The sequence below is a fragment of the Rhizobium altiplani genome, from assembly GCF_001542405.1.
GTDB lineage: Bacteria > Pseudomonadota > Alphaproteobacteria > Rhizobiales > Rhizobiaceae > Rhizobium > Rhizobium altiplani.
The window spans coordinates 156930-177391 of the sequence record NZ_LNCD01000124.1 but is presented as its reverse complement, the minus strand read 5'-3'; the positions used below and the strand labels follow the sequence as shown (position 1 = coordinate 177391).

The window sequence follows — 20462 nt, the reverse complement described above, 5'->3', positions numbered from 1 at the left end:
ACGTACTGAAACCAAACAGAATTGGCGAGGACTGACGATGAACACCGTTTCGAAGCCGACAATCCCCTCCCCCGCGCCGCGCAGCTCCAAGCCGGAAATTCTCGCCGAAGAAATCATCGAACGCCTGACCTACCGCATCGGCAAGGATGCGAAGGTCGCCAAGCCGCATGACTGGCTGACGGCGACCATCCTCGTCATACGCGACCGCATCATCGACAAGTGGATGGAGTCGACCCGCAAGGTCTACGCAACAGGCGACAAGCGCGTTTACTACCTCTCCCTCGAATTCCTCATCGGCCGCCTGATGCGCGACGCCGTCTCGAACCTCGGCCTCATGGAACAGGTTCGCGACGCGCTCGCCTCGCTCGGCGTCGATGTCTCTGTCATCGCCGGCCTCGAGCCTGACGCCGCTCTTGGCAACGGCGGCCTTGGCCGTCTCGCCGCCTGCTTCATGGAAAGCATGGCGACCGTCGATGTCCCGGCCTATGGCTACGGTATCCGTTACGTCCACGGTCTTTTCCGGCAGCAGCTTGCCGATGGCTGGCAAGTGGAGTTGCCGGAAAGCTGGCTGGCGCACGGCAATCCCTGGGAATTCGAGCGTCGCGAGAGCGCTTACGAAATCGGCTTCGGCGGCACCGTCGACGTGGTCAATAGCCCCGAGGGCGAGCCGCGCTATGTGTGGAAACCCGCCGAGCGTGTCATCGCCGCCGCCTTCGACACTCCGGTGGTCGGCTGGCGCGGCAAGCGCGTCAACACGCTGCGCCTCTGGTCCGCGCAGCCGATCGACCCGATCCTGCTCGACGCCTTCAACGCCGGCGACCATATCGGCGCGCTGCGCGAGAGCAACAAGGCCGAAAGCCTGACGCGCGTTCTATATCCAGCCGACGCGACGCCGGCCGGCCAGGAACTGCGCCTGCGCCAGGAATTCTTCTTCTCCTCCGCTTCGCTGCAGGACATCCTGCGCCGTCACCTGCAGCAGTATGACGATTTCACCTCGCTGCCCGACAAGGTGGCGGTCCAACTGAACGACACGCATCCAGCGGTCTCGGTCGCGGAACTGATGCGCCTGCTGTGCGACGTGCATGGTCTCGACTTCGACCAGGCTTGGGACATCACCCGCGGCACGATCGGCTACACCAATCACACCCTCCTTCCAGAAGCGCTGGAAAGCTGGCCGATCCCACTGTTCGAGCGCCTGCTGCCGAGGCATATGCAGATCATCTACGCGATCAACGCCAAGGTCCTGCTGGAGGCGCGCAAGACCAAGACCTTCTCCGAAACGGAAATCCGCTCGATTTCCCTGATCGAGGAAAGCGGCGAGCGCCGTGTACGCATGGGCAATCTCGCCTTCGTCGGCGCTCATTCGATCAACGGCGTTTCGGCTCTGCACACCGACCTGATGAAGGTCACCGTCTTTGCCGACCTGCATAAGCTCTATCCCGACCGCATCAACAACAAGACCAACGGCATCACGCCGCGCCGCTGGCTGCAGCAGTGCAATCCCAGCCTGACCTCGCTGATCCGCGAAACGATCGGCGACGACTTCCTCGATGACGCCGAAAAGCTGAAGCCGCTCGACAAGTTCGCGAACGATGCAAGCTTCCAGGAGAAGTTCGCGGCGGTGAAGCGCGCCAACAAGGTGGCCTTGTCCAATCTCGTCGCCAGCCGCATGGGCATCAAACTCGATCCGTCGGCTATGTTCGATATCCAGATCAAGCGCATCCACGAGTACAAGCGGCAGCTGCTCAACATTATCGAAGCCGTCGCGCTCTACGACCAGATCCGCTCACATCCAGAATTGGACTGGGTGCCGCGCGTCAAGCTCTTTGCCGGCAAGGCGGCGCCGAGCTACCATAACGCCAAGCTGATCATCAAACTGATCAACGACGTCGCCCGCACGATCAACAACGACCCGGCCGTCCGCGGCCTGCTGAAGGTCGTGTTCGTGCCGAACTACAACGTTTCCCTGGCCGAGGTCATGGTGCCGGCCGCCGATCTGTCCGAGCAGATCTCGACTGCTGGGATGGAAGCATCGGGCACCGGCAACATGAAGTTCGCGCTGAACGGCGCGCTGACGATCGGGACACTCGACGGCGCCAATGTCGAGATGCGCGACCATGTCGGCGAGGACAACATCATCATTTTCGGCCTGCGTGCCGACGAAGTCGCCGCCGCCCGTGCAGATGGCCACAATCCCCGCGCCATCATCGAAGCGTCGCGTGAACTGTCTCAGGCACTCCAGGCCATCAGTTCCGGCGTCTTCTCGCACGACGATCGAAGCCGATACGCGGCGCTGATCGAAGGCATTTACGCGCATGACTGGTTCATGGTTGCGGCCGATTTCGATGCCTATGCGCAGGCGCAGCGCGATATCGACCAGCTCTGGACCGATCCGTCGGCGTGGAACAAGAAAGCGATCTGCAACACGGCTCGGATGGGCTGGTTCTCATCCGACCGCACGATACGGCAATATGCCAAGGAAATCTGGAGAGCCGGATGAAAGCGCCGAAAGCCACCCCTGAAGTCAGACTTCCCTGGGAGATTTCGGCAGACGAGATAGCGGCAATCCTCGCAGGGTCGCATTCCAATCCCTTCGCCGTTCTCGGCGTTCACAAATCGGGAAACGCCTACGTCACCCGCTGCTTCATTCCGGGCGCCGAAGAGGTGACCGCGATGGCGCTCGATGGCAGCGTCATCGGCGAATTGAAGCAGCAGCATTCTGACGGCTTTTTCGCCGGCGAGGTTTCGGTGACGAAGCAGCAGCCGGTGCGCTATCGCGCTCGACGCGGCGATGCCGAATGGGCGGTGACCGACCCTTACAGCTTCGGACCCGTCCTCGGCCCGATGGATGACTATTACGTGCGGGAAGGTTCCCATCTGCGCCTCTTCGACAAGATGGGCGCACACTGGATCAAGCACGAGGGCGCGCAGGGGATCCATTTCGCCGTCTGGGCGCCGAATGCTCAGCGTGTCTCGGTTGTCGGTGACTTCAATGGCTGGGATGGTCGCCGCCATGTAATGCGCTTCCGCTCCAGCGCCGGTATCTGGGAGATCTTCGCTCCTGACGTTCCGACCGGTGTCGCCTACAAATTCGAAATCCGCGGCCACGACGGTGTGCTGTTGCCGCTAAAGGCCGACCCTTTCGCCCGACGCAGCGAACTACGCCCGCAGACGGCCTCGGTCGCGGCATCCGAGCTGCTGCAGGAATGGGACGACGCAGCGCATCTGAAGCACTGGAGCGAAACCGACAAGCGTCGTCAGCCGATCTCGATCTACGAGGTTCATGCCGGCTCCTGGCAGCGGCGCGACGATGGCTCGTTCCTCTCCTGGGACGAGCTTGCCTCCCGTCTAATCCCCTACTGCGTCGACATGGGCTTCACCCATATCGAGTTCCTGCCGATTACCGAGCATCCCTATGATCCCTCCTGGGGCTATCAGACGACCGGGCTCTATGCGCCGACCGCCCGCTTCGGCGAGCCGGAGGGTTTCGCCCGCTTCGTCAACGGCTGCCACAAGGTCGGCATCGGCGTCATCCTCGATTGGGTGCCAGCCCATTTCCCGACCGACGAACACGGTCTCGGCTGGTTCGACGGCACGGCGCTCTACGAGCATGCCGACCCGCGCCAGGGCTTCCACCCCGACTGGAATACGGCAATCTACAATTTCGGGCGCACCGAAGTCGTTTCCTATCTGGTCAACAACGCGCTTTACTGGGCCGAGAAGTTCCATCTCGATGGTCTGCGCGTCGATGCCGTGGCCTCGATGCTCTACCTCGACTATTCCCGCAAGCACGGCGAATGGATCCCGAACGAGTACGGCGGTAATGAGAACCTGGAGGCTGTGCGCTTCCTGCAGAACATGAACACCCGTATCTACGCCGAGCATCCAGGCGTCATGACCATCGCCGAAGAATCGACCTCCTGGCCGAAGGTGTCGCAGGCGGTGCATGAAGGCGGCCTCGGCTTCGGCTTCAAGTGGAACATGGGCTTCATGCACGACACACTGAGCTACATGAGCCGTGAGCCGATCCACAGAAAGCATCATCACAACGAGCTGACCTTCGGCCTGCTCTACGCCTATTCGGAAAACTTCGTGCTGCCGCTCTCCCATGACGAGGTGGTGCACGGAAAGGGCTCGCTGATCGCCAAGATGCCCGGCGACGACTGGCAGAAATTTGCGAATCTGCGGGCCTATTACGCCTTCATGTGGGGCTATCCGGGCAAGAAGCTGCTCTTCATGGGTCAGGAATTCGCGCAGTGGAGCGAGTGGAACGAGGCAACCTCGCTCGACTGGAACCTGCTGCAGTACCGCATGCACGAGGGCATGCGCCGGCTGGTGCGCGACCTCAACTTCACCTACCGCAGCAAGCCGGCCCTACACGCCCGCGACTGCGAGGGCGATGGCTTCGAATGGCTGATCGCCGACGACCACGAGAACTCCGTTTTTGCCTGGCTGCGCAAGGCGCCAGGAGAGAAGCCGGTCGCCGTCATCTGCAATCTGACGCCTGTCTATCGCGAGAACTATTCCGTGCGCCTGCCGACCGAGGGGCGCTGGCGCGAGATACTGAATACCGATGCCGACATCTATGGCGGCAGCGGCAAGGGCAATGGTGGCCGCGTGCAGGCCGTCAACGCCGGTGGCGCCATCGCCGCATCGATCACCTTGCCGCCTCTGGCGACGATCATGCTTGAACCTGAGAACTGACGACTGGTGGGAGGATAAAAATGGTAGAAAAACGTGTTCAGCCACTTGCCCGCGACGCAATGGCCTATGTTCTCGCAGGTGGTCGGGGAAGCCGCCTGAAGGAACTCACCGATCGCCGCGCCAAGCCGGCGGTCTATTTCGGCGGCAAGACCCGCATCATCGACTTTGCGCTGTCGAACGCGCTGAACTCGGGCATCCGCCGCATCGGCGTCGCCACCCAGTACAAGGCGCACTCGCTGATCCGCCATATGCAGCGCGGCTGGAACTTCTTCCGCCCCGAGCGGAACGAGAGCTTCGACATTCTGCCAGCCTCCCAGCGCGTCTCGGAGACGCAGTGGTATGAAGGCACCGCCGATGCGGTCTACCAGAACATCGACATCATCGAGGACTATGGCGTCGAATACATGGTCATCCTCGCCGGCGACCATGTCTACAAGATGGACTACGAATACATGCTGCAGCAGCATGTCGATTCCGGCGCCGACGTCACGATCGGCTGCCTGGAAGTCCCGCGCATGGAAGCCGTCGGCTTCGGCGTCATGCACGTCGACACGACCGACCGGATCATCGACTTCGTCGAGAAGCCCGCCGATCCGCCGGGCATTCCCGACAAGCCGGAATTCGCGCTTGCCTCGATGGGCATCTACGTGTTCCACACGAAATTCCTGATCGACGCACTGCGCCGCGACGCCGCTGACCCGAACTCCAGCAAGGATTTCGGCAAGGACATCATCCCTTACATCGTCAAGAACGGTAAGGCCGTCGCCCATCGTTTCGCCAACTCTTGCGTCCGGTCGGATTTCGAGCACGAGCCCTACTGGCGCGATGTTGGAACGATCGACGCCTATTGGCAGGCCAACATCGACCTGACCGCGATCGTTCCGGAACTGGATATCTACGACAAGTCCTGGCCGATCTGGACCTATGCAGAAATCTCGCCCCCGGCGAAGTTCGTCCATGACGACGAAGACCGCCGCGGCTCTGCCACATCCTCCGTCGTCGCGGGCGACTGCATCATTTCCGGCGCAACGCTGAACAAGAGCCTCCTCTTCACCGGCGTTCGCGCCAATTCCTACTCCAAGCTCGAAGGTGCCGTCGTTCTCCCGAGCGTCAAGATCGGAAGGCACGCCCAACTCAGAAACGTCGTGATCGACCACGGAGTCGTCATTCCTGAAGGCCTCATCGTCGGCGAGGATCCGGTTCTAGATGCCAAGCGTTTCCGCCGCAGCGAGGGCGGCATTTGCCTCATTACCCAACCGATGATCGACAAGCTGGGCCTGTAAGCCATGAAAGTTCTTTCGGTTTCGTCCGAAGTCTTCCCGCTCGTCAAGACAGGGGGCCTCGCCGATGTGGCGGGTGCCCTGCCGATCGCCCTTGAGCGTTTCGGCATCGAAACCAAGACCCTCATGCCGGGCTATCCGGCCGTCATGAGGGCTATCCGCAATCCTGTAGTCCGACTCCAATTCGACGATCTGCTCGGCGAACCGGCAACCGTGCTCGAAGTCAAGCACGACGGGCTCGATATCCTCGTGCTCGACGCCCCCGCCTATTACGACCGGTCGGGCGGCCCCTATCTCGACGCCACCGGCAAGGATTACCCCGACAATTGGCGCCGTTTCGCGGCTCTGTCCCTGGCCGGCGCCGAGATTGCCGCGGGGTTGATGCCGGACTGGCGGCCGGACCTCGTGCATACGCATGACTGGCAGTCGGCGATGACCTCGGTCTACATGCGCTACAATCCGACGCCGGAATTGCCGAGCGTCCTGACCATCCACAACATTGCTTTCCAGGGGCAGTTCGGCGCCGATATCTTTCCGGGTCTTCGTCTGCCGCCGCACGCCTTCGCAACGGAAAGCATCGAATATTACGGCAATATCGGCTTCCTGAAGGGCGGCCTGCAGACTGCACACGCCATCACCACTGTCAGCCCCTCTTATGCCGGCGAGATCCTGACCACCGAGTTCGGCATGGGTCTCCAGGGCGTCATCGCAAGCCGAATCGATTCACTGCACGGCATCGTCAACGGCATTGATACCGACGTCTGGAACCCCTCGACCGACCCGGTTGTCCACACGCATTACAACAGCAGCACTCTGAAGAGCCGCGTCGAAAACCGCAGCTCGATCGCTGAGTTCTTCGGACTTCACCACGACAACGCGCCGATCTTCTGCATCATCAGCCGCCTGACCTGGCAGAAGGGCATGGATGTCATCGCCGCCACCGCCGACCAGATCGTCGACATGGGCGGCAAGCTGGCCATTCTGGGTTCCGGAGACGCGGCGCTCGAAGGGGCGCTGCTTGCCGCGGCCGCCCGTCACCCCGGGCGGATCGGCGTTTCCATCGGCTACAACGAGCCGATGTCCCATCTCATGCAGGCCGGTTGCGACGCCATCATCATCCCGTCCAGATTCGAGCCCTGCGGCCTGACGCAGCTTTACGGATTGCGCTATGGATGCGTGCCGATCGTTGCCCGCACCGGCGGGTTGAACGACACCGTTATTGACGCCAACCATGCCGCGCTTGCGGCGAAAGCGGCAACCGGGATACAATTCTCGCCTGTAACTCCATCCGGTCTGTTGCAGGCGGTCCGCCGCGCGCTACATCTCTACGCCGATCAAAAAGTCTGGACCCAATTGCAAAAGCAGGGCATGAAATCGGATGTTTCGTGGGAGAAGAGCGCCGAGCGCTATGCCGCCCTCTATTCAAGCCTCGCCCCTAAAGGCAAGTGAGAGAAAATGATAAAATCCGTACCCACTACGCCCTACCAGGATCAGAAGCCCGGTACCTCCGGCCTGCGAAAGAAGGTTCCGGTATTCCAGCAGCCGAACTATGCCGAGAACTTCATCCAGTCGATCTTCGATTCGCTGGAAGGCTTTCATGGCAAGTGCCTCGTCATCGGCGGCGACGGACGCTACTACAACCGGGAAGTCATTCAGAAGGCGATCAAGATGGCCGCCGCCAATGGCTTCGGCAAGGTGATCGTCGGCAAGGGCGGCATCCTGTCGACCCCGGCAGCCTCCCACATCATTCGCAAATACAAGGCCTTCGGCGGCATCATCCTTTCGGCCAGCCACAATCCCGGCGGTCCAACCGAAGATTTCGGCATCAAGTACAATATCAACAATGGCGGCCCCGCGCCGGAGAAGATCACCGACGCGATCTATGCGCGCACGAAGGTGATCGACACCTACAAGATCGCCGATTTCGCGGACGTCAACCTCGACCGCATCGGCAAGGACGAACTGCCGGGCGGCATGATCCTCTCGGTGCTCGATTCGGTGGAAGACTACACGGCTCTGATGGAAGAGCTGTTCGACTTCCCCGCGATCCGCAACCTCATCAGCCTCGGATTCCGCATCGCTTTTGACGCAATGAGCGCCGTCACCGGCCCATATGCCAAGGAAATCTTCGAAAACCGTCTCGGCGCGCCGTCCGGTTCGGTCCGCAATTTCATGCCGCTGCCCGACTTCGGCGGCCACCATCCGGACCCGAACCCGGTTCACTGCAAGGAACTCTACGACGAGATGATGAGTGATGATGCGCCCGACTTCGGCGCGGCATCCGACGGCGACGGCGACCGCAATCTCATCATCGGCCGCGGCATCTTCGTCACACCCTCCGATAGCCTCGCGATCCTTGCCGCCAACGCCCACCTCGCGCCCGGCTATTCCGGGGGTCTCGCCGGCATCGCTCGCTCCATGCCGACCTCAGGCGCGGCAGATCGCGTCGCCGAGCGCCGCGGTATCGGCATGTACGAGACGCCGACCGGCTGGAAGTTCTTCGGCAACCTGCTCGACGCCGGCATGGCGACGATCTGCGGTGAGGAAAGCGCCGGCACCGGCTCCAACCACGTGCGCGAGAAGGACGGCCTCTGGGCGGTTCTGCTGTGGCTGAACATCCTTGCCGTTCGCGGCGAAAGCGTTCAGGACATCGTCACCCAGCACTGGCAGACCTACGGCCGCAACTACTATTCGCGCCACGACTATGAAGGCGTCGATACCGACGCGGCAAACGGCCTGATCGCAAACCTGCGCAGCCAGCTTGCGTCGCTGCCGGGCCAGAGCTTCGGCCCGCTGAGGGTCGAGAAGGCCGACGACTTTGCCTATCACGACCCGGTCGACAAGTCGGTCAGCGAGCATCAGGGCATTCGCGTCCTGTTCGAAGGCGGTTCGCGCGTGGTCTTCCGTCTCTCCGGTACCGGCACATCCGGCGCCACGCTGCGTGTCTATCTCGAGCGGTACGAGGCGGATTCGACCCGCCACAACATCGAGACGCAGCAAGCGCTCGCCGATCTTGTTGCTGCCGCCGAGACCATCGCGGGCATTCGCAGCCGCACGGGCCGTGACGCTCCTTCCGTGATCACCTGACCGAACGGCATGGCGGCGGGCAGACCCGGGCAAGGCGGAGCAACCATCCTCGAGACCGGCGTTGATTTCGCCGTCTGGTCGCGCAAGTCAGGACAGATCGAGCTGTGTCTGTTCGGCGACGACGACAAGGAACTGGCCCGCTTGCCGATGAAACGAGGCGATGACGATGTTCATCGCCTTTTCGTCGACGGCTTGAAGGAAGGTGCGCGCTACGGCTACCGCGCCGGCGGCGTCTATGCGCCCGACGACGGCCTCTGGTTCGACCCGTCGAAGCTGCTGGTCGATCCCTACGCCAAGGAACTCGATCGCCCCTTCCACTACGATCCCCTGCTCGGCACCTCCGGCGCCGAGACGCAGCACCTCGTGCCGAAGGCGATCGTCACCCGCGATGTCCCCGTGAAGCCGGGAAAGCCGCTCTTCAAGCCGGGTGGCTTCATCTACGAGGTTGCCGTCCGACCGTTCACCATGCTGCATCCGGATGTTCCCCAAGCGCAGCGCGGCACCGTCGCGGCTTTGGCGCATCCTTCCGTGATCGCGCATCTGAAGCGCATCGGCGTGGATGCGGTCGAGTTGATGCCGATCACCGCCTGGATCGACGAGCGCCACCTGCCGCCGCTCGGCCTCAGAAACGGCTGGGGCTATAACCCCGTCGCCTTCATGGCGCTCGACCCGCGGCTCGTGCCCGGCGGCATGGCGGAGCTCCGCGACACAGTGGCGAAGCTCCACGCCGAAGGCATTGGTGTCGTCCTCGACCTAGTCTTCAACCACACCGGCGAAAGCGACCGCTTTGGCACGACGCTGTCGCTGCGCGGCCTCGACAACCTCTCCTTCTATCGGCATCTGACCGACCGGCCAGGCGAATTGGTCAACGATACCGGAACGGGCAACACCGTCGCCTGTGATAACCCCTATGTCAGGCAACTGATCATCGACAGTCTCCGCCACTTCGTGCTCGGCGCGGGCGTTGACGGTTTCCGCTTCGACCTTGCCCCCGTTCTTGGCCGAACCGCTGGTGGCTTCGAGGCCAACAGCGAAACGTTGATGGCAATACTCGCCGATGACGTCTTGTCGGACCGCGTCATGATCGCCGAGCCTTGGGACATCGGTCCTGGCGGCTACCAGCTCGGTAACTTCCCAGCCCCCTTCCTCGAGTGGAACGACCGCGTACGTGATGACGTCAGGTGCTATTGGCGCGGCGACGATCACAAGACCGGACCGCTCGCAACTGCGCTGGCCGGCTCCTCGGACATATTTTCCCGCAACGGTGCGACCGGGACGCGCAGCGTCAACTTTCTTGCCGCCCATGACGGCTTCACGCTCCGCGATCTCGTCTCCTATAGCGGCAAGCACAACGAGGCGAACGGCGAGCAGAACCGCGACGGCCACAACGAGAACCACTCCTGGAACAACGGTGCCGAGGGCGAAACGCACTACCCCGATATCATTCGCAGACGCCGCGATGACCTGAAGGCGCTGCTCTCCACGCTCTTTGCTACGCGCGGCAGCATCATGCTGACGGCAGGCGACGAAGCAGGCCGCACCCAGCGCGGCAACAACAATGCCTACTGCCAGGACAATGAGATCACGTGGATGGACTGGGCGGCGCTCGACGATGAGCTCATCGCCCATACCGCTTTCATCTCAAGCCTGCGCAAGCGCTTCTCCGTGTTCTCGGAAACGGGTTTCTTCGATGGCCATGGCGACGTCGAATGGATATCGCCTTCGGGCCAGCCGATGAGCGTGCAGGAGTGGGAGACCCCGAACTTTTCCACGCTTGGAATGGTGCTGTCGACGCGCGATGGGCAGGGCGGAAAGCCCGCACGGCTGGCCGTGCTTTTCAATCGCTCGGGCGGCGAGGAAATTTTTGCATTGCCCGGGCCGTCCTCATGGCGGCTTCTCGCCCCCAATGGTCAGGAAAAATCCGCGACATCGGCCATCGTGCCGCGCCGTTCGGTCGCTTTCTATCTCGGAAGTTGACCGGCCAGGCCCCTGCCTGCAATTCCTTGTCGCAATTGTCACAATCCCATTGTAAGGCTTGCGCAGCCGCTTTCTCATGAGGAATCAATGGTCAAGGAAATTTCGCTCGCGGATGTGCGCGGGCTCATCGGCACTGAAACCGGCCTCTCGGACTGGATTGTCGTCGATCAGGCAATGATCGATGCCTTTGCGCATGCAACCGACGATCATCAGTTCATCCACGTCGACCCAGAGCGCGCCGCCACGAGCCCATTCGGCGGCACCATCGCCCACGGATTCCTCACCCTCTCGCTGCTTTCAGCGATGAACTACAACAGCCTGCCCAAAGTCCGTGAGCAGACGATGGGCATCAACTACGGCTTCGAGAACGTCCGCTTCCTCTCGCCCGTCAAATCGGGGGCACGCATCCGCGGCCACTTTATCCTTGCCGAAGCCCGCTTTCGCGGCGCCGGCATGTTGATGACGACCTACGACGTCTCGATCGAGATCGAGAACGAGAAGAAGCCGGCGCTCACCGCGCGGTGGATCACCATCATCCAATTCGACCCAAAAGACCGGCCCGAAGAAGCCTAGTGCGCTTCGAAATCGATGACGTGCCGGATCACCTCCCCGGCATGCAGCCGGTCGAAGGCTTCGTTGATCCCCTCCAGCGGACCTGTTGAAGACAACAAGCGATCCACCGGCAGCTTTCCACGCCTGAAGAGCCCGACAAAGCGCGGAATATCCCGGCTTGGCACGCAGCTGCCGAGATAGCTCCCGAGCACGCGCCGCTCCTCGGCGACCAGGCTGACTGCGGGGATTGCGAACTGACTGGATGGATTAGCCAACCCTGCGGTAACCGTCGTTCCGCCGCGCCGCGTGATGCGGTAGGCGAGATCAAAGGCCTTGACGGCTCCGGCCATCTCGAGCGCGTGGTCGACGCCGCCCTTTGTCGCCTCGCGGATTTGCTCCACAACGTCAGGGTCACTGGCGCGAAAGACGTCTGTCGCCCCAAGCGAACGCGCGATCTCGAGCTTGTCAGGAGCAAGGTCTACCGCGACAACGCGTTCGGCCCCGGCCGCCACGGCGCCAAGCACCGTGGCCAAGCCGACACCACCCAAACCGACAACAGCGACCGTCTGCCCCGGCTGCACATGACAGGTATTCACCACGGCGCCAACGCCCGTCAGCACGGCGCAGCCAAACAACGCGGCATGAGCGAACGGGATATCGCGGTCAATGCGAATCGCCGAATGGCGCGAGACCACGGCATGGGTGGCAAAGCCCGAGACGCCGAGATGATGATGGATCGGCACCTCCTCGCAGCTCAGTCGCCGTTCGCCCGATAGTAGCGTGCCCTTTCCATTGGCATCGGCGCCGGGAATGCACAGCGCCGGGCGTCCCTCGGCGCAGGGCAGACAATGGCCGCAGCTCGGCATGAAACTCATCACCACATGATCGCCGGGCGTCAGGTCATGGACATCGGGCCCGACCGCTTCCACGGTGCCGGCCGCCTCATGTCCAAGCGCCATCGGCACCGGACGCGGCCTGTCGCCGTTGATGACGGAGAGATCGGAATGGCAGAGCCCGGCCGCGCCAATACGAACAAGGATCTCGTCCCGCCCGGGCGGCGCGAGCTCGAGTTCTTCGATCGTGAGCGGCCGGCTCACCGCAAATGGCGGCGCGACCGGCGATCGGCGCAAAACCGCGGCACGTGTTTTCATGAACTCCTCCCGCGAACGGTTCCGGCAGACTAATCGCTCGCAAAAGCCAACCGCAACAGGACTTTAGGCTGCGGCGATTGCGCTATGGTGCACCGTTGATTTCAACGATGTTGCGATCAGGATCGAGCAGGTAGGCCTGCGGAAAACCGGCCGGCCCGGTACGCCTCACACGCAGCCGCCGGGGATCTCCCTCGGGCGCATCCTCGCGAAAACCCTTTGCGATCAGTCCCCGGATACATCCCTCGAAGTCATCGGTATGGAAGGCGAAATGTCCGTCGGCGGTATCGATGGTCGCCACCCGCCGGAACGTCCCAACCGGATTGACGATGATGTGGACCTGCAGCGCTCCGCAGGCAAACCAGGCTCCGTCGGTACTGAAAGGAGGCCTCTCGATCCGCTCGAGACCGAAGATATCGCGATAGAAGGCAACCGATCGGTCGAGATCCGTCGTGACGATGGAAACGTGATGCAGCATCATTGAGGACACCCCGCAACGTTGCGGCTACGCTCCGACAAAGCCGCACGCGATGGCGAATGATGGCATGAATGACACCGGTCTTGCAACTTGAAGCCGAATGGGGACGGCACAAGAGCACCGTCCCCCAATCGGGAATTCCAGTTCCGTGGCGCTTAATGCGCGGCGTCTTCGGCACCCTCGGCCAGCAGGCCGAATACGAAATCGGCGAACGAACGCCAGCACTCGACACGGAACGTATCGTCCTCGGTGCGGAAGAGCACGATCTCGGCCTTGCCGAAAATCGTGCGCGAGCAGGCGCCGACCGGGAAGGCATCAAGCGACAGATCCTGCGGGCAACCCGCGGAGATCGTCGCCTCGGCCCCGGGACCGGAGACGATGATCGCGACGTTGCGGTGCGAGACATCAGTTGCCGAATGCAGCACGTCCGCCTTCGTGAGCGCGCCCATCAGGTCTGCACCGAACTCATCGATAACGAGCCATTCATCCGGCCCGAGCCAGAGGGCGGCACGGCCACCCTTGCGGCCGGAGGTCTTCGGCGAAGACGGAACCGTGACGCCAAGAGCGGAGGACAGAGCCTTGAGGGACGCGGCGGGCGCACGGAGCGCGATGCGGGTGGCGGCCGGAGCTGCCGTCAGCCGTACCGTCGCCGAGCCGCCATGACGACCTGAGAGCACCGACTTGCGAACTGCCGTATCAGCCATTGATGCGGCCTCCTTCCTTGTCAAAGAACACCATGTCAGTCACCTCGACGGCGATCGTCTTGTCGGGCATAGGCACATAAAGTGTCTCGCCCATCCGCTTGCGGCCATCGGCGACCAGCGCGAAGGCGATCGACTTGCCGAGATTTTCCGACCAGTAGGACGAGGTCACATGGCCAAGCATCGTCATCGGCTTCGGCTCGTTCGGATTGGCGACGATCTGCGCACCTTCTTCCAGCACCAGCTTCGGATCCTTGGTGACCAGGCCGACCAACTGCTTGCGGCCTGCTTTCACCAGATCCGGGCGCTTCAGCCCACGAATGCCGACGAAGTCAGTCTTCTTCTTCGAGACCGCCCAGGAAAGACCAGCATCGTCAGGCGTGACGGTGCCATCCGTGTCCTGGCCGACGATGATGTAACCCTTCTCGGCGCGAAGAACGTGCATCGTCTCGGTGCCGTAGACGCAGGCGCCGAGCGGCTCTGCGTTGGCCCACACGGCTTCCAGAACGGACTGGCCATAGTCGGCCGGCACGTTGATTTCGAAGCCGGTTTCACCGGTGAACGACACGCGGAACAGCCGCGCCGGCACGCCCATGACCGTGCACTCGGCAACGCTCATATGCGGGAAGGCCTCGTTGGAGATATCGACGCCTTCGACCAGCGGGGCGATGATCTCGCGCGCCTTCGGACCCTGTACAGCGATGACGGCCCACTGTTCCGTCACCGAAGTCAGCCACACCTTCAGATGCGGGAACTCTGTCTGCAGATAGTCTTCCATGTGGTGGAGAACGCGCGGCGCGCCGCCCGTCGTCGTCGTCACGTGGAAGCGATCGTCGGCCAGACGCCCGACAACGCCGTCGTCATAAACGAACCCGTCCTCGCGCGTCATGACGCCGTAGCGGCACTTGCCTGGCTTCAGCGTGTCCCAGGCGTTGGTGTACATGAGGTTCATGAACTCGGCCGCATCGGGGCCGACGATCTCGATCTTGCCGAGCGTCGAGGCATCGAACACACCGGCGACATCGCGCGCCGTCTTGCATTCGCGGGCGACCGCCTGGTGCATCGTCTCGCCGGCGCGCGGATAGAACCACGCACGCTTCCAGTTGCCCACATCCTCGAACACCGCGCCATGGGCCTCTTCCCACTGGTGCAGCGGCGTCTTGCGCGCCGGATCGAACAGATCGCCGCGCGAATGCGCGATCAGCGTGCCGTAGGTGACAGGCGTGTACGGCGCGCGGAAGGTGGTGAGACCGACCTGCGGGATTTCCTTGCCCAGCATCTCGGCGGCGATCGCCAGGCCGTGCATGTTGGAGAGCTTGCCCTGGTCGGAGGCCATGCCGTTCGTCGTGAAGCGCTTGATATGCTCGATCGAGTGCATCCCCTCGCGCACGGCAAGGCGAATGTCCTTGGCGCAGACGTCGTGCTGGAAATCGATGAACGCCTTGGCGCTGGTCTCGGGACCTGCGCCTTCAGCAGCGCCAATCATGCCGCCCGTCCACTGATGGGCTTGCTCAGCCGTGATGCTGATCTTGCCGCCGGAGGGCTTCCCAACTGCCTGCGCCATCAGCTCGCCGGCCGCCAGCGATTCCTCGATCGTCTGCTGCAGATCGTCCGTGCCGTTGCAGGCGCCGACAGAAAGGCAATCCTGCGCGTACGTGCCGGGCAGGAAGCGCTGCGTCTCGGGCTCGAACGTCACCTTGCCGCGCGACTGCGAGAACAGGTGCACCGAAGGCGTCCAACCGGCCGAGACCAGCAGCGCGTCGACCGCGATCTTGCGCGGCGAGCCGCCGCCATTGCGGGCAACGGTCATCGACGAGATGCGGAGCTTGCCTGACGTATTGACCACGGACTGACCGGTGAGAACATCGATGCCGAGCGAACGGGCTTCCGCCAGAACGGCCGCACCCGGCGTCTGCCTGCAATCGACGATCGCGGCGATCTCGACGCCTGATCGTTTCAGGTCGAAGGCGGCCTCATAGGCCGAGTCGTGCGCCGTATAAACGCCGACCTTCTGGCCGACGGCGACGCCATACTGGTTGAGATACATGCGCGCAGCCGATGCCAGCATGATGCCCGGACGATCGTTGTTCGGGAACACCATGTGGCGCTCGATCGCGCCGTTGGCGAGGATGACGCGCTTGGCGCGCAGCTGCCACAGACGCTCGCGCGGCAGGTGGCGGCCAGGGTTCGCGACATGGTCGGTCACGCGCTCGGCGAGACCGACGAAATTGTGGTTGTAGTAACCGAAAGCAGTGGTGCGGGTCAGAACCTGCACATTGTCCATTGCCTTCAGCGTGGCGACCGTCTTCTGCGCCCACTCATAACCGGAAAGGCCGTCGATCTTGACGCCGCTGTCGTAGCGCAGCGCGCCGCCGACATCCGCCTGCTCGTCGCAGAGGATCACCTTGCCACCGGATTGCGCCGCCGCCAGTGCCGCCGAAAGACCGGCGATCCCGGCACCGACGACGAGCACGTCGCAATGCGCATAACGGCCGGCATAGTGATCGGGATCGGCTTCCTTCGGCGCAACGCCGAGGCCCGCCGCACGGCGGATCATCGGCTCGTAGAGGTGCTTCCAGGCCGCCTTCGGCCACATGAATGTCTTGTAGTAGAAGCCCGCCGCGAAAAACGGGGACATCAGATTGTTGATGCCACCGATATCGAAGGAGAGCGATGGGAAGCGGTTCTGCGATTCGACGATCATACCGTCGAAGACTTCCTGCACCGTGGCACGCACGTTCGGCTGTTTGCGGGCGCTGTCGCGCGCAACGTCGATCAGCGCATTCGGCTCCTCGGCGCCGGCCGAAAGGATGCCCCGCGGACGGTGATATTTGAACGAGCGGCCGACCAGATGGATGTTGTTGGCGATCAGCGCCGAGGCGACGGTATCGCCTTCGAGCGCCGTGTAGCTCTTGCCATCGAAGGTGAAGCGCGCGGTTCTGGCCGGCGTCAGGCGACCCTTGCCTGCAATACGGTTCGTGCCGCTCATTGTGCCTCTCCTTCGAGCTGTTCGTAGGTCTCGACGGGAGCATGCGGAACGGCTGCTTCGCCGATCGTGGGCTTCGGCTCGCCTGCCTTGTAGGTCTTGATGAACTTGTCGCTGATGGTATCGCGCGCCGCATTGAAGAAACGGCCGCATCCGTGCTGGTGGCGCCAGCGCTCGAAGATCAGCCCCTTCGGGTTGTCGCGCAGGAAGAAATATTCCTCGAACGCCTCGTCGGAGATGTCGGCGATATTGGTGGGACGGGCGATATGGGCATCGCCGGCACCGCGGAATTCGAGCTCGGAACGCTCTTCCTGACAGTATGGGCAGTAGATAAGAAGCATGATGTCCTCGTGTCAGTGCGCGACGGCGGCGGCGGCGGCTTCGTCGATCAGACGGCCGGTGCGGAAGCGGTCCAGCGTCAGGCCGGCATTGAACTTGTGTTCCTCATCGCGGGCGATGAGGTGCGCGAAGAGATTGGCCGAGCCCGGCGTCGCCTTGAAGCCGCCGGTGCCCCAGCCGCAGTTGACGTAGAGACCCGGAACCGGCGTCTTCGACTGGATCGCCGAACGGTCCGGCGTGTTGTCGACGATGCCGCCCCACTGGCGCATCATCTTGACGCGGCGGAACATCGGGAAGAGCTCGCAGATGGCATCGAGCGTGTGCGTGATGATCTGCAGGCCGCCGGTCTGGCTGTAGGAATTGTACTGGTCGGTGCCGGCGCCGATGACGAGCTCACCCTTGTCGGACTGCGAGATATAGGCGTGCACGGTGTTGGACATGACCACACAGGGGAAGATCGGCTTCAGCGGTTCGGACACCAGCGCCTGCAGCGGGCTCGATTGCAGCGGCACGCGCACATCGGCCATCTTCATGACCGTGGTCGTGTGACCTGCGGCCGAAACGCCGACCTTCTTGGCGCCGATGAAGCCACGTGATGTCTCGACACCGGTGACGCGACCATCAGGGCCGCGTCGGATGCCGGTGACTTCGCAGTTCTGGATGATGTGGACGCCGCGATCGGACGCCGCACGCGCGTAGCCCCAGGCCACAGCATCGTGACGCGCCGTGCCGCCGCGACGTTGGAGGGCGGCACCGTTGATCGGGTAGCGGGCGCTGGCTGAGATATCGAGCGGCGGACAATAAGCCTTCGCCTGCTCCGGCGTCAGCCATTCATTGTCGATGCCGTAGAGGCGGTTGGCATGAATGTGGCGCTTGAAAGACTGCTGGTCGTGCACATTGTGCGATAGCATCATCACGCCGCGCGGCGAGTACATAACATTGTAGTTGAGATCCTGCGAGAGGTTCTCCCAGAGCTTCATCGAATGCTCGTAGATGTGCATGCTCTCTTCGTAGAGATAGTTCGAGCGGATGATGGTCGTATTGCGACCCGTGTTCCCGCCGCCGAGCCAGCCCTTTTCGAGCACCGCGACATTTGTGATGCCATGCTCCTTGGCGAGATAATAGGCCGCACCCAGACCATGCCCGCCGCCACCGATGATGATGACGTCGTATTCGGCGCGCGGTTCCGGCGAAGTCCACTGCTTCTCCCAGCCCTTGTGACCCCTCAGGGCCTCCCTCGCCACGGCAAAAACCGAGTATCTGCGCATCCGCGTTCATCTCCTTCAGGGGAAAGGTCCCTTCTCGTCGGCCATACAAATCGCAAATCCAAAAGCGGCACAACGTTTCTTTTGCGACGCGGACCGGCTTTTGTTTTGACACGACGGGAGAATGCAGCAGGAGGCGTCGGGTCGTTCTCCCCCCGACTTGAAAAACGTTGAGTCACCTTCCGACCGGCGCAAACCGACCCGTGCAAACCGTGGTCAACCCTCAATGCATTTTAGAACACTTGAATTTACAATTCCTGAGCGCATATTTTCAGTCAGCGCGAGATCGCCCTCGCGCACCAGAAAATCACGTCTTTCGCATGAGTCGAACCGGTGCAGCCTCGGGAATAATCTTCAACACGCGCCACCACCCCAGGTTTGCATCAATTGGAAACGGACCGCCTCAACAAGGAGGATTGTTGTGCCGGTCGTTGGGAGGGTTGCAATGACATTGCGTGCTATCAATTTCGCTGCCGGTCTATTTTTAACCGGAGCGTGCATTGCCGGGCCAGGTATGGCCGCCGACCCCATAACCGAGGCGGAAGCCGCGGCCATCGGGGTTGATGCCTACGTCTATCTTTATCCGCTAGTCACCATGGATGTGACCCGTGCGCAGGCGACAAATATCGAAGCGGGCAAGAAGATGGGCCGTGGACCGGCCAATGCGTTCACCAATGTACCGGAATTCCCAACTGCTGAATTTCGAGATGTCGTCCGACCGAACTTTGACACGCTCTATTCCGTTGCGTGGCTCGACATGACCAAGGAACCAGTCATCGTGTCGGCGCCTGATACCGACGGTCGCTACTACCTGCTGCCGATGCTCGACATGTGGAGTGACGTATTCGCCTCGCCCGGATGGCGGACGACCGGAACCGCGAAGGCGGATTTCGCGATTGTGCCGCCTGGATGGAGCGGCAAGGACCTGCCGGCCGGCGTACAGCGCATTGACGCACCGACGCCCTTCGTCTGGGTCATTGGGCGCACGAAAACGGATGGGCCGGCCGACTATGACGCGGTCCACAAGATCCAGGCAGGCTACAAGGTCACGCCGCTGTCGCAATGGGGGAAGGCGGCAGAACCGGTGAAGGTCACGATCGATCCCAAGATCGATATGACGACGCCTCCGAAGAAGACTGTCGACGGCATGACCGCGGCGGATTTCTTCGCCTATGCGTCCGAGGTCATGAAACATAATCCGCCTCACATCACCGACCAACCGATCATCGCGCTAATGAAACGGATCGGCATAGAGCCGGGAAAGAGCTTCGATAAGACCAAGATCGATCCAACCGTCGCCAAGGCATTGGAAGCGGTTCCCGCCAAAGCCCAGAAGCTGATGGACTGGAAAGTTCCGACGCTTGCCCGCGTCGCCAACAATTGGTCGATGAACACCGACACCATGGGCGTCTACGGCAATTACTACTTGAAGCGGGCGATCGTCGCGCAGCTCGGGCTGGGCGCAAACCTGCCAGAGGACGCGATCTATCCGCTCAACCTCGGCGACGAGAAGGGAAACCCGCTAAACGGAGCGAACAGCTACAAAATCCACTTCGACAAGGCGAACCTGCCACCGGTCAAAGCGTTCTGGTCCGTCACGCTCTACGATCCCGAGGGATTTCAAGTCGCCAACAGCCTGAACCGATTTGCCGTCAGCAGCTGGATGCCCTTCGCCTACAATGCGGACGGTTCTCTTGATCTCTACTTCCAGAACAAGAGCCCGGGCGAGGACAAGGAAGCGAACTGGCTACCGGCGCCTGCCGGGCCGTTCAACCTGACAATGCGCCTCTACGGACCGGAGAGCGAAGCCTTGACAGGAAAGTGGAACCCGCCGGTCGTCGAACTGGTGCCCGCGCTCCAACAGGTGACAGCACAGTAGCGATTGCGCGCGTGCCTCGAGCGATCCACATGGGTATACCCATTGGGTTGAGAGGGCCCTCGCGCG

Annotated in this window: 14 protein-coding genes; 8 read left to right on the top strand and 6 right to left on the bottom strand. The window is 62.2% G+C overall.

Annotated elements, in window-relative coordinates; all coding sequences use genetic code 11:
• Positions 1–37 precede the first annotated feature (37 nt).
• The 7 genes from AS026_RS31140 (at position 38) to AS026_RS31110 (ending at position 11621) form a co-directional block, all read left to right on the top strand.
• The gene (locus AS026_RS31140; RefSeq protein ID WP_062374407.1) at positions 38–2500 is read left to right on the top strand and encodes a glycogen/starch/alpha-glucan phosphorylase; all 2463 of its coding nucleotides are present in this window, start codon (positions 38–40) and stop codon (positions 2498–2500) included.
• Positions 2497–4704: a 1,4-alpha-glucan branching protein GlgB gene (gene glgB / locus AS026_RS31135; protein ID WP_062374405.1), complete on the top strand. Its 2208-nt coding sequence runs from the start codon at positions 2497–2499 to the stop codon at positions 4702–4704. Before AS026_RS31140 ends, glgB begins: the two co-directional genes overlap by 4 nt.
• A 20-nt stretch (positions 4705–4724) precedes the next feature.
• On the top strand, positions 4725–5987 hold the full coding sequence (glgC, locus tag AS026_RS31130; RefSeq protein ID WP_018856600.1) for a glucose-1-phosphate adenylyltransferase: 1263 nt from the start codon (positions 4725–4727) through the stop codon (positions 5985–5987).
• Between the two features lie 3 nt (positions 5988–5990).
• Positions 5991–7433, top strand: coding sequence for a glycogen synthase GlgA (glgA, locus tag AS026_RS41465; RefSeq protein ID WP_025658932.1), 1443 nt, complete (start codon positions 5991–5993; stop codon positions 7431–7433).
• A 6-nt stretch (positions 7434–7439) separates the two neighbouring features.
• Positions 7440–9071: an alpha-D-glucose phosphate-specific phosphoglucomutase gene (locus AS026_RS41460; RefSeq protein ID WP_062374403.1), complete on the top strand. Its 1632-nt coding sequence runs from the start codon at positions 7440–7442 to the stop codon at positions 9069–9071.
• A gap of 9 nt (positions 9072–9080) precedes the next feature.
• The gene (glgX, locus tag AS026_RS31115; RefSeq protein WP_062374400.1) at positions 9081–11048 is read left to right on the top strand and encodes a glycogen debranching protein GlgX; all 1968 of its coding nucleotides are present in this window, start codon (positions 9081–9083) and stop codon (positions 11046–11048) included.
• An 87-nt stretch (positions 11049–11135) separates the two neighbouring features.
• Positions 11136–11621: a MaoC family dehydratase gene (locus tag AS026_RS31110; protein ID WP_062374398.1), complete on the top strand. Its 486-nt coding sequence runs from the start codon at positions 11136–11138 to the stop codon at positions 11619–11621.
• On the opposite strand, the gene AS026_RS31105 is transcribed toward AS026_RS31110, so the two are convergent.
• The 6 genes from AS026_RS31105 to AS026_RS31080 form a co-directional block, all read right to left on the bottom strand.
• Complete coding sequence (locus AS026_RS31105; protein WP_062374396.1) at positions 11618–12751, bottom strand: zinc-dependent alcohol dehydrogenase family protein; 1134 nt, start codon at positions 12749–12751, stop codon at positions 11618–11620. The two genes, AS026_RS31110 and AS026_RS31105, sit on opposite strands and share 4 nt — an antisense overlap.
• A gap of 82 nt (positions 12752–12833) precedes the next feature.
• The gene (locus tag AS026_RS31100) at positions 12834–13229 is read right to left on the bottom strand and encodes a VOC family protein (RefSeq protein WP_018856594.1); all 396 of its coding nucleotides are present in this window, start codon (positions 13227–13229) and stop codon (positions 12834–12836) included.
• A gap of 152 nt (positions 13230–13381) precedes the next feature.
• Complete coding sequence (locus AS026_RS31095; protein WP_062374394.1) at positions 13382–13930, bottom strand: sarcosine oxidase subunit gamma; 549 nt, start codon at positions 13928–13930, stop codon at positions 13382–13384.
• On the bottom strand, positions 13923–16916 hold the full coding sequence (locus AS026_RS31090) for a sarcosine oxidase subunit alpha (RefSeq protein ID WP_062374392.1): 2994 nt from the start codon (positions 16914–16916) through the stop codon (positions 13923–13925). Before AS026_RS31090 ends, AS026_RS31095 begins: the two co-directional genes overlap by 8 nt.
• Positions 16913–17254: a sarcosine oxidase subunit delta gene (locus tag AS026_RS31085; RefSeq protein ID WP_018856591.1), complete on the bottom strand. Its 342-nt coding sequence runs from the start codon at positions 17252–17254 to the stop codon at positions 16913–16915. The genes AS026_RS31090 and AS026_RS31085 overlap by 4 nt, the downstream gene beginning before the upstream one ends.
• Before the next feature lie 12 nt (positions 17255–17266).
• Positions 17267–18520 (bottom strand): sarcosine oxidase subunit beta family protein, encoded by a 1254-nt coding sequence (locus AS026_RS31080; RefSeq protein ID WP_018856590.1) that lies wholly within the window; start codon positions 18518–18520, stop codon positions 17267–17269.
• 442 nt (positions 18521–18962) lie between these two features.
• Here AS026_RS31080 and AS026_RS31075 point away from each other — a divergent pair, with 442 nt between their 5' ends.
• The gene (locus AS026_RS31075; RefSeq protein ID WP_025658926.1) at positions 18963–20396 is read left to right on the top strand and encodes a DUF1254 domain-containing protein; all 1434 of its coding nucleotides are present in this window, start codon (positions 18963–18965) and stop codon (positions 20394–20396) included.
• Positions 20397–20462 lie beyond the last annotated feature (66 nt).

Excerpts from the sequence above, each read along its gene's own strand:
- AS026_RS31140 (WP_062374407.1), top strand. The coding sequence starts at position 38 with ATGAACACCGTTTCGAAGCCGACAATCCCCTCCCCCGCGCCGCGCAGC.
- glgB (WP_062374405.1), top strand. The coding sequence starts at position 2,497 with ATGAAAGCGCCGAAAGCCACCCCTGAAGTCAGACTTCCCTGGGAGATT.
- glgC (WP_018856600.1), top strand. The coding sequence starts at position 4,725 with ATGGTAGAAAAACGTGTTCAGCCACTTGCCCGCGACGCAATGGCCTAT.
- glgA (WP_025658932.1), top strand. The coding sequence starts at position 5,991 with ATGAAAGTTCTTTCGGTTTCGTCCGAAGTCTTCCCGCTCGTCAAGACA.
- AS026_RS41460 (WP_062374403.1), top strand. The coding sequence starts at position 7,440 with ATGATAAAATCCGTACCCACTACGCCCTACCAGGATCAGAAGCCCGGT.
- glgX (WP_062374400.1), top strand. The coding sequence starts at position 9,081 with ATGGCGGCGGGCAGACCCGGGCAAGGCGGAGCAACCATCCTCGAGACC.
- AS026_RS31110 (WP_062374398.1), top strand. The coding sequence starts at position 11,136 with ATGGTCAAGGAAATTTCGCTCGCGGATGTGCGCGGGCTCATCGGCACT.
- AS026_RS31105 (WP_062374396.1), bottom strand. The coding sequence starts at position 12,751 with ATGAAAACACGTGCCGCGGTTTTGCGCCGATCGCCGGTCGCGCCGCCA.
- AS026_RS31100 (WP_018856594.1), bottom strand. The coding sequence starts at position 13,229 with ATGATGCTGCATCACGTTTCCATCGTCACGACGGATCTCGACCGATCG.
- AS026_RS31095 (WP_062374394.1), bottom strand. The coding sequence starts at position 13,930 with ATGGCTGATACGGCAGTTCGCAAGTCGGTGCTCTCAGGTCGTCATGGC.
- AS026_RS31090 (WP_062374392.1), bottom strand. The coding sequence starts at position 16,916 with ATGAGCGGCACGAACCGTATTGCAGGCAAGGGTCGCCTGACGCCGGCC.
- AS026_RS31085 (WP_018856591.1), bottom strand. The coding sequence starts at position 17,254 with ATGCTTCTTATCTACTGCCCATACTGTCAGGAAGAGCGTTCCGAGCTC.
- AS026_RS31080 (WP_018856590.1), bottom strand. The coding sequence starts at position 18,520 with ATGCGCAGATACTCGGTTTTTGCCGTGGCGAGGGAGGCCCTGAGGGGT.
- AS026_RS31075 (WP_025658926.1), top strand. The coding sequence starts at position 18,963 with ATGACATTGCGTGCTATCAATTTCGCTGCCGGTCTATTTTTAACCGGA.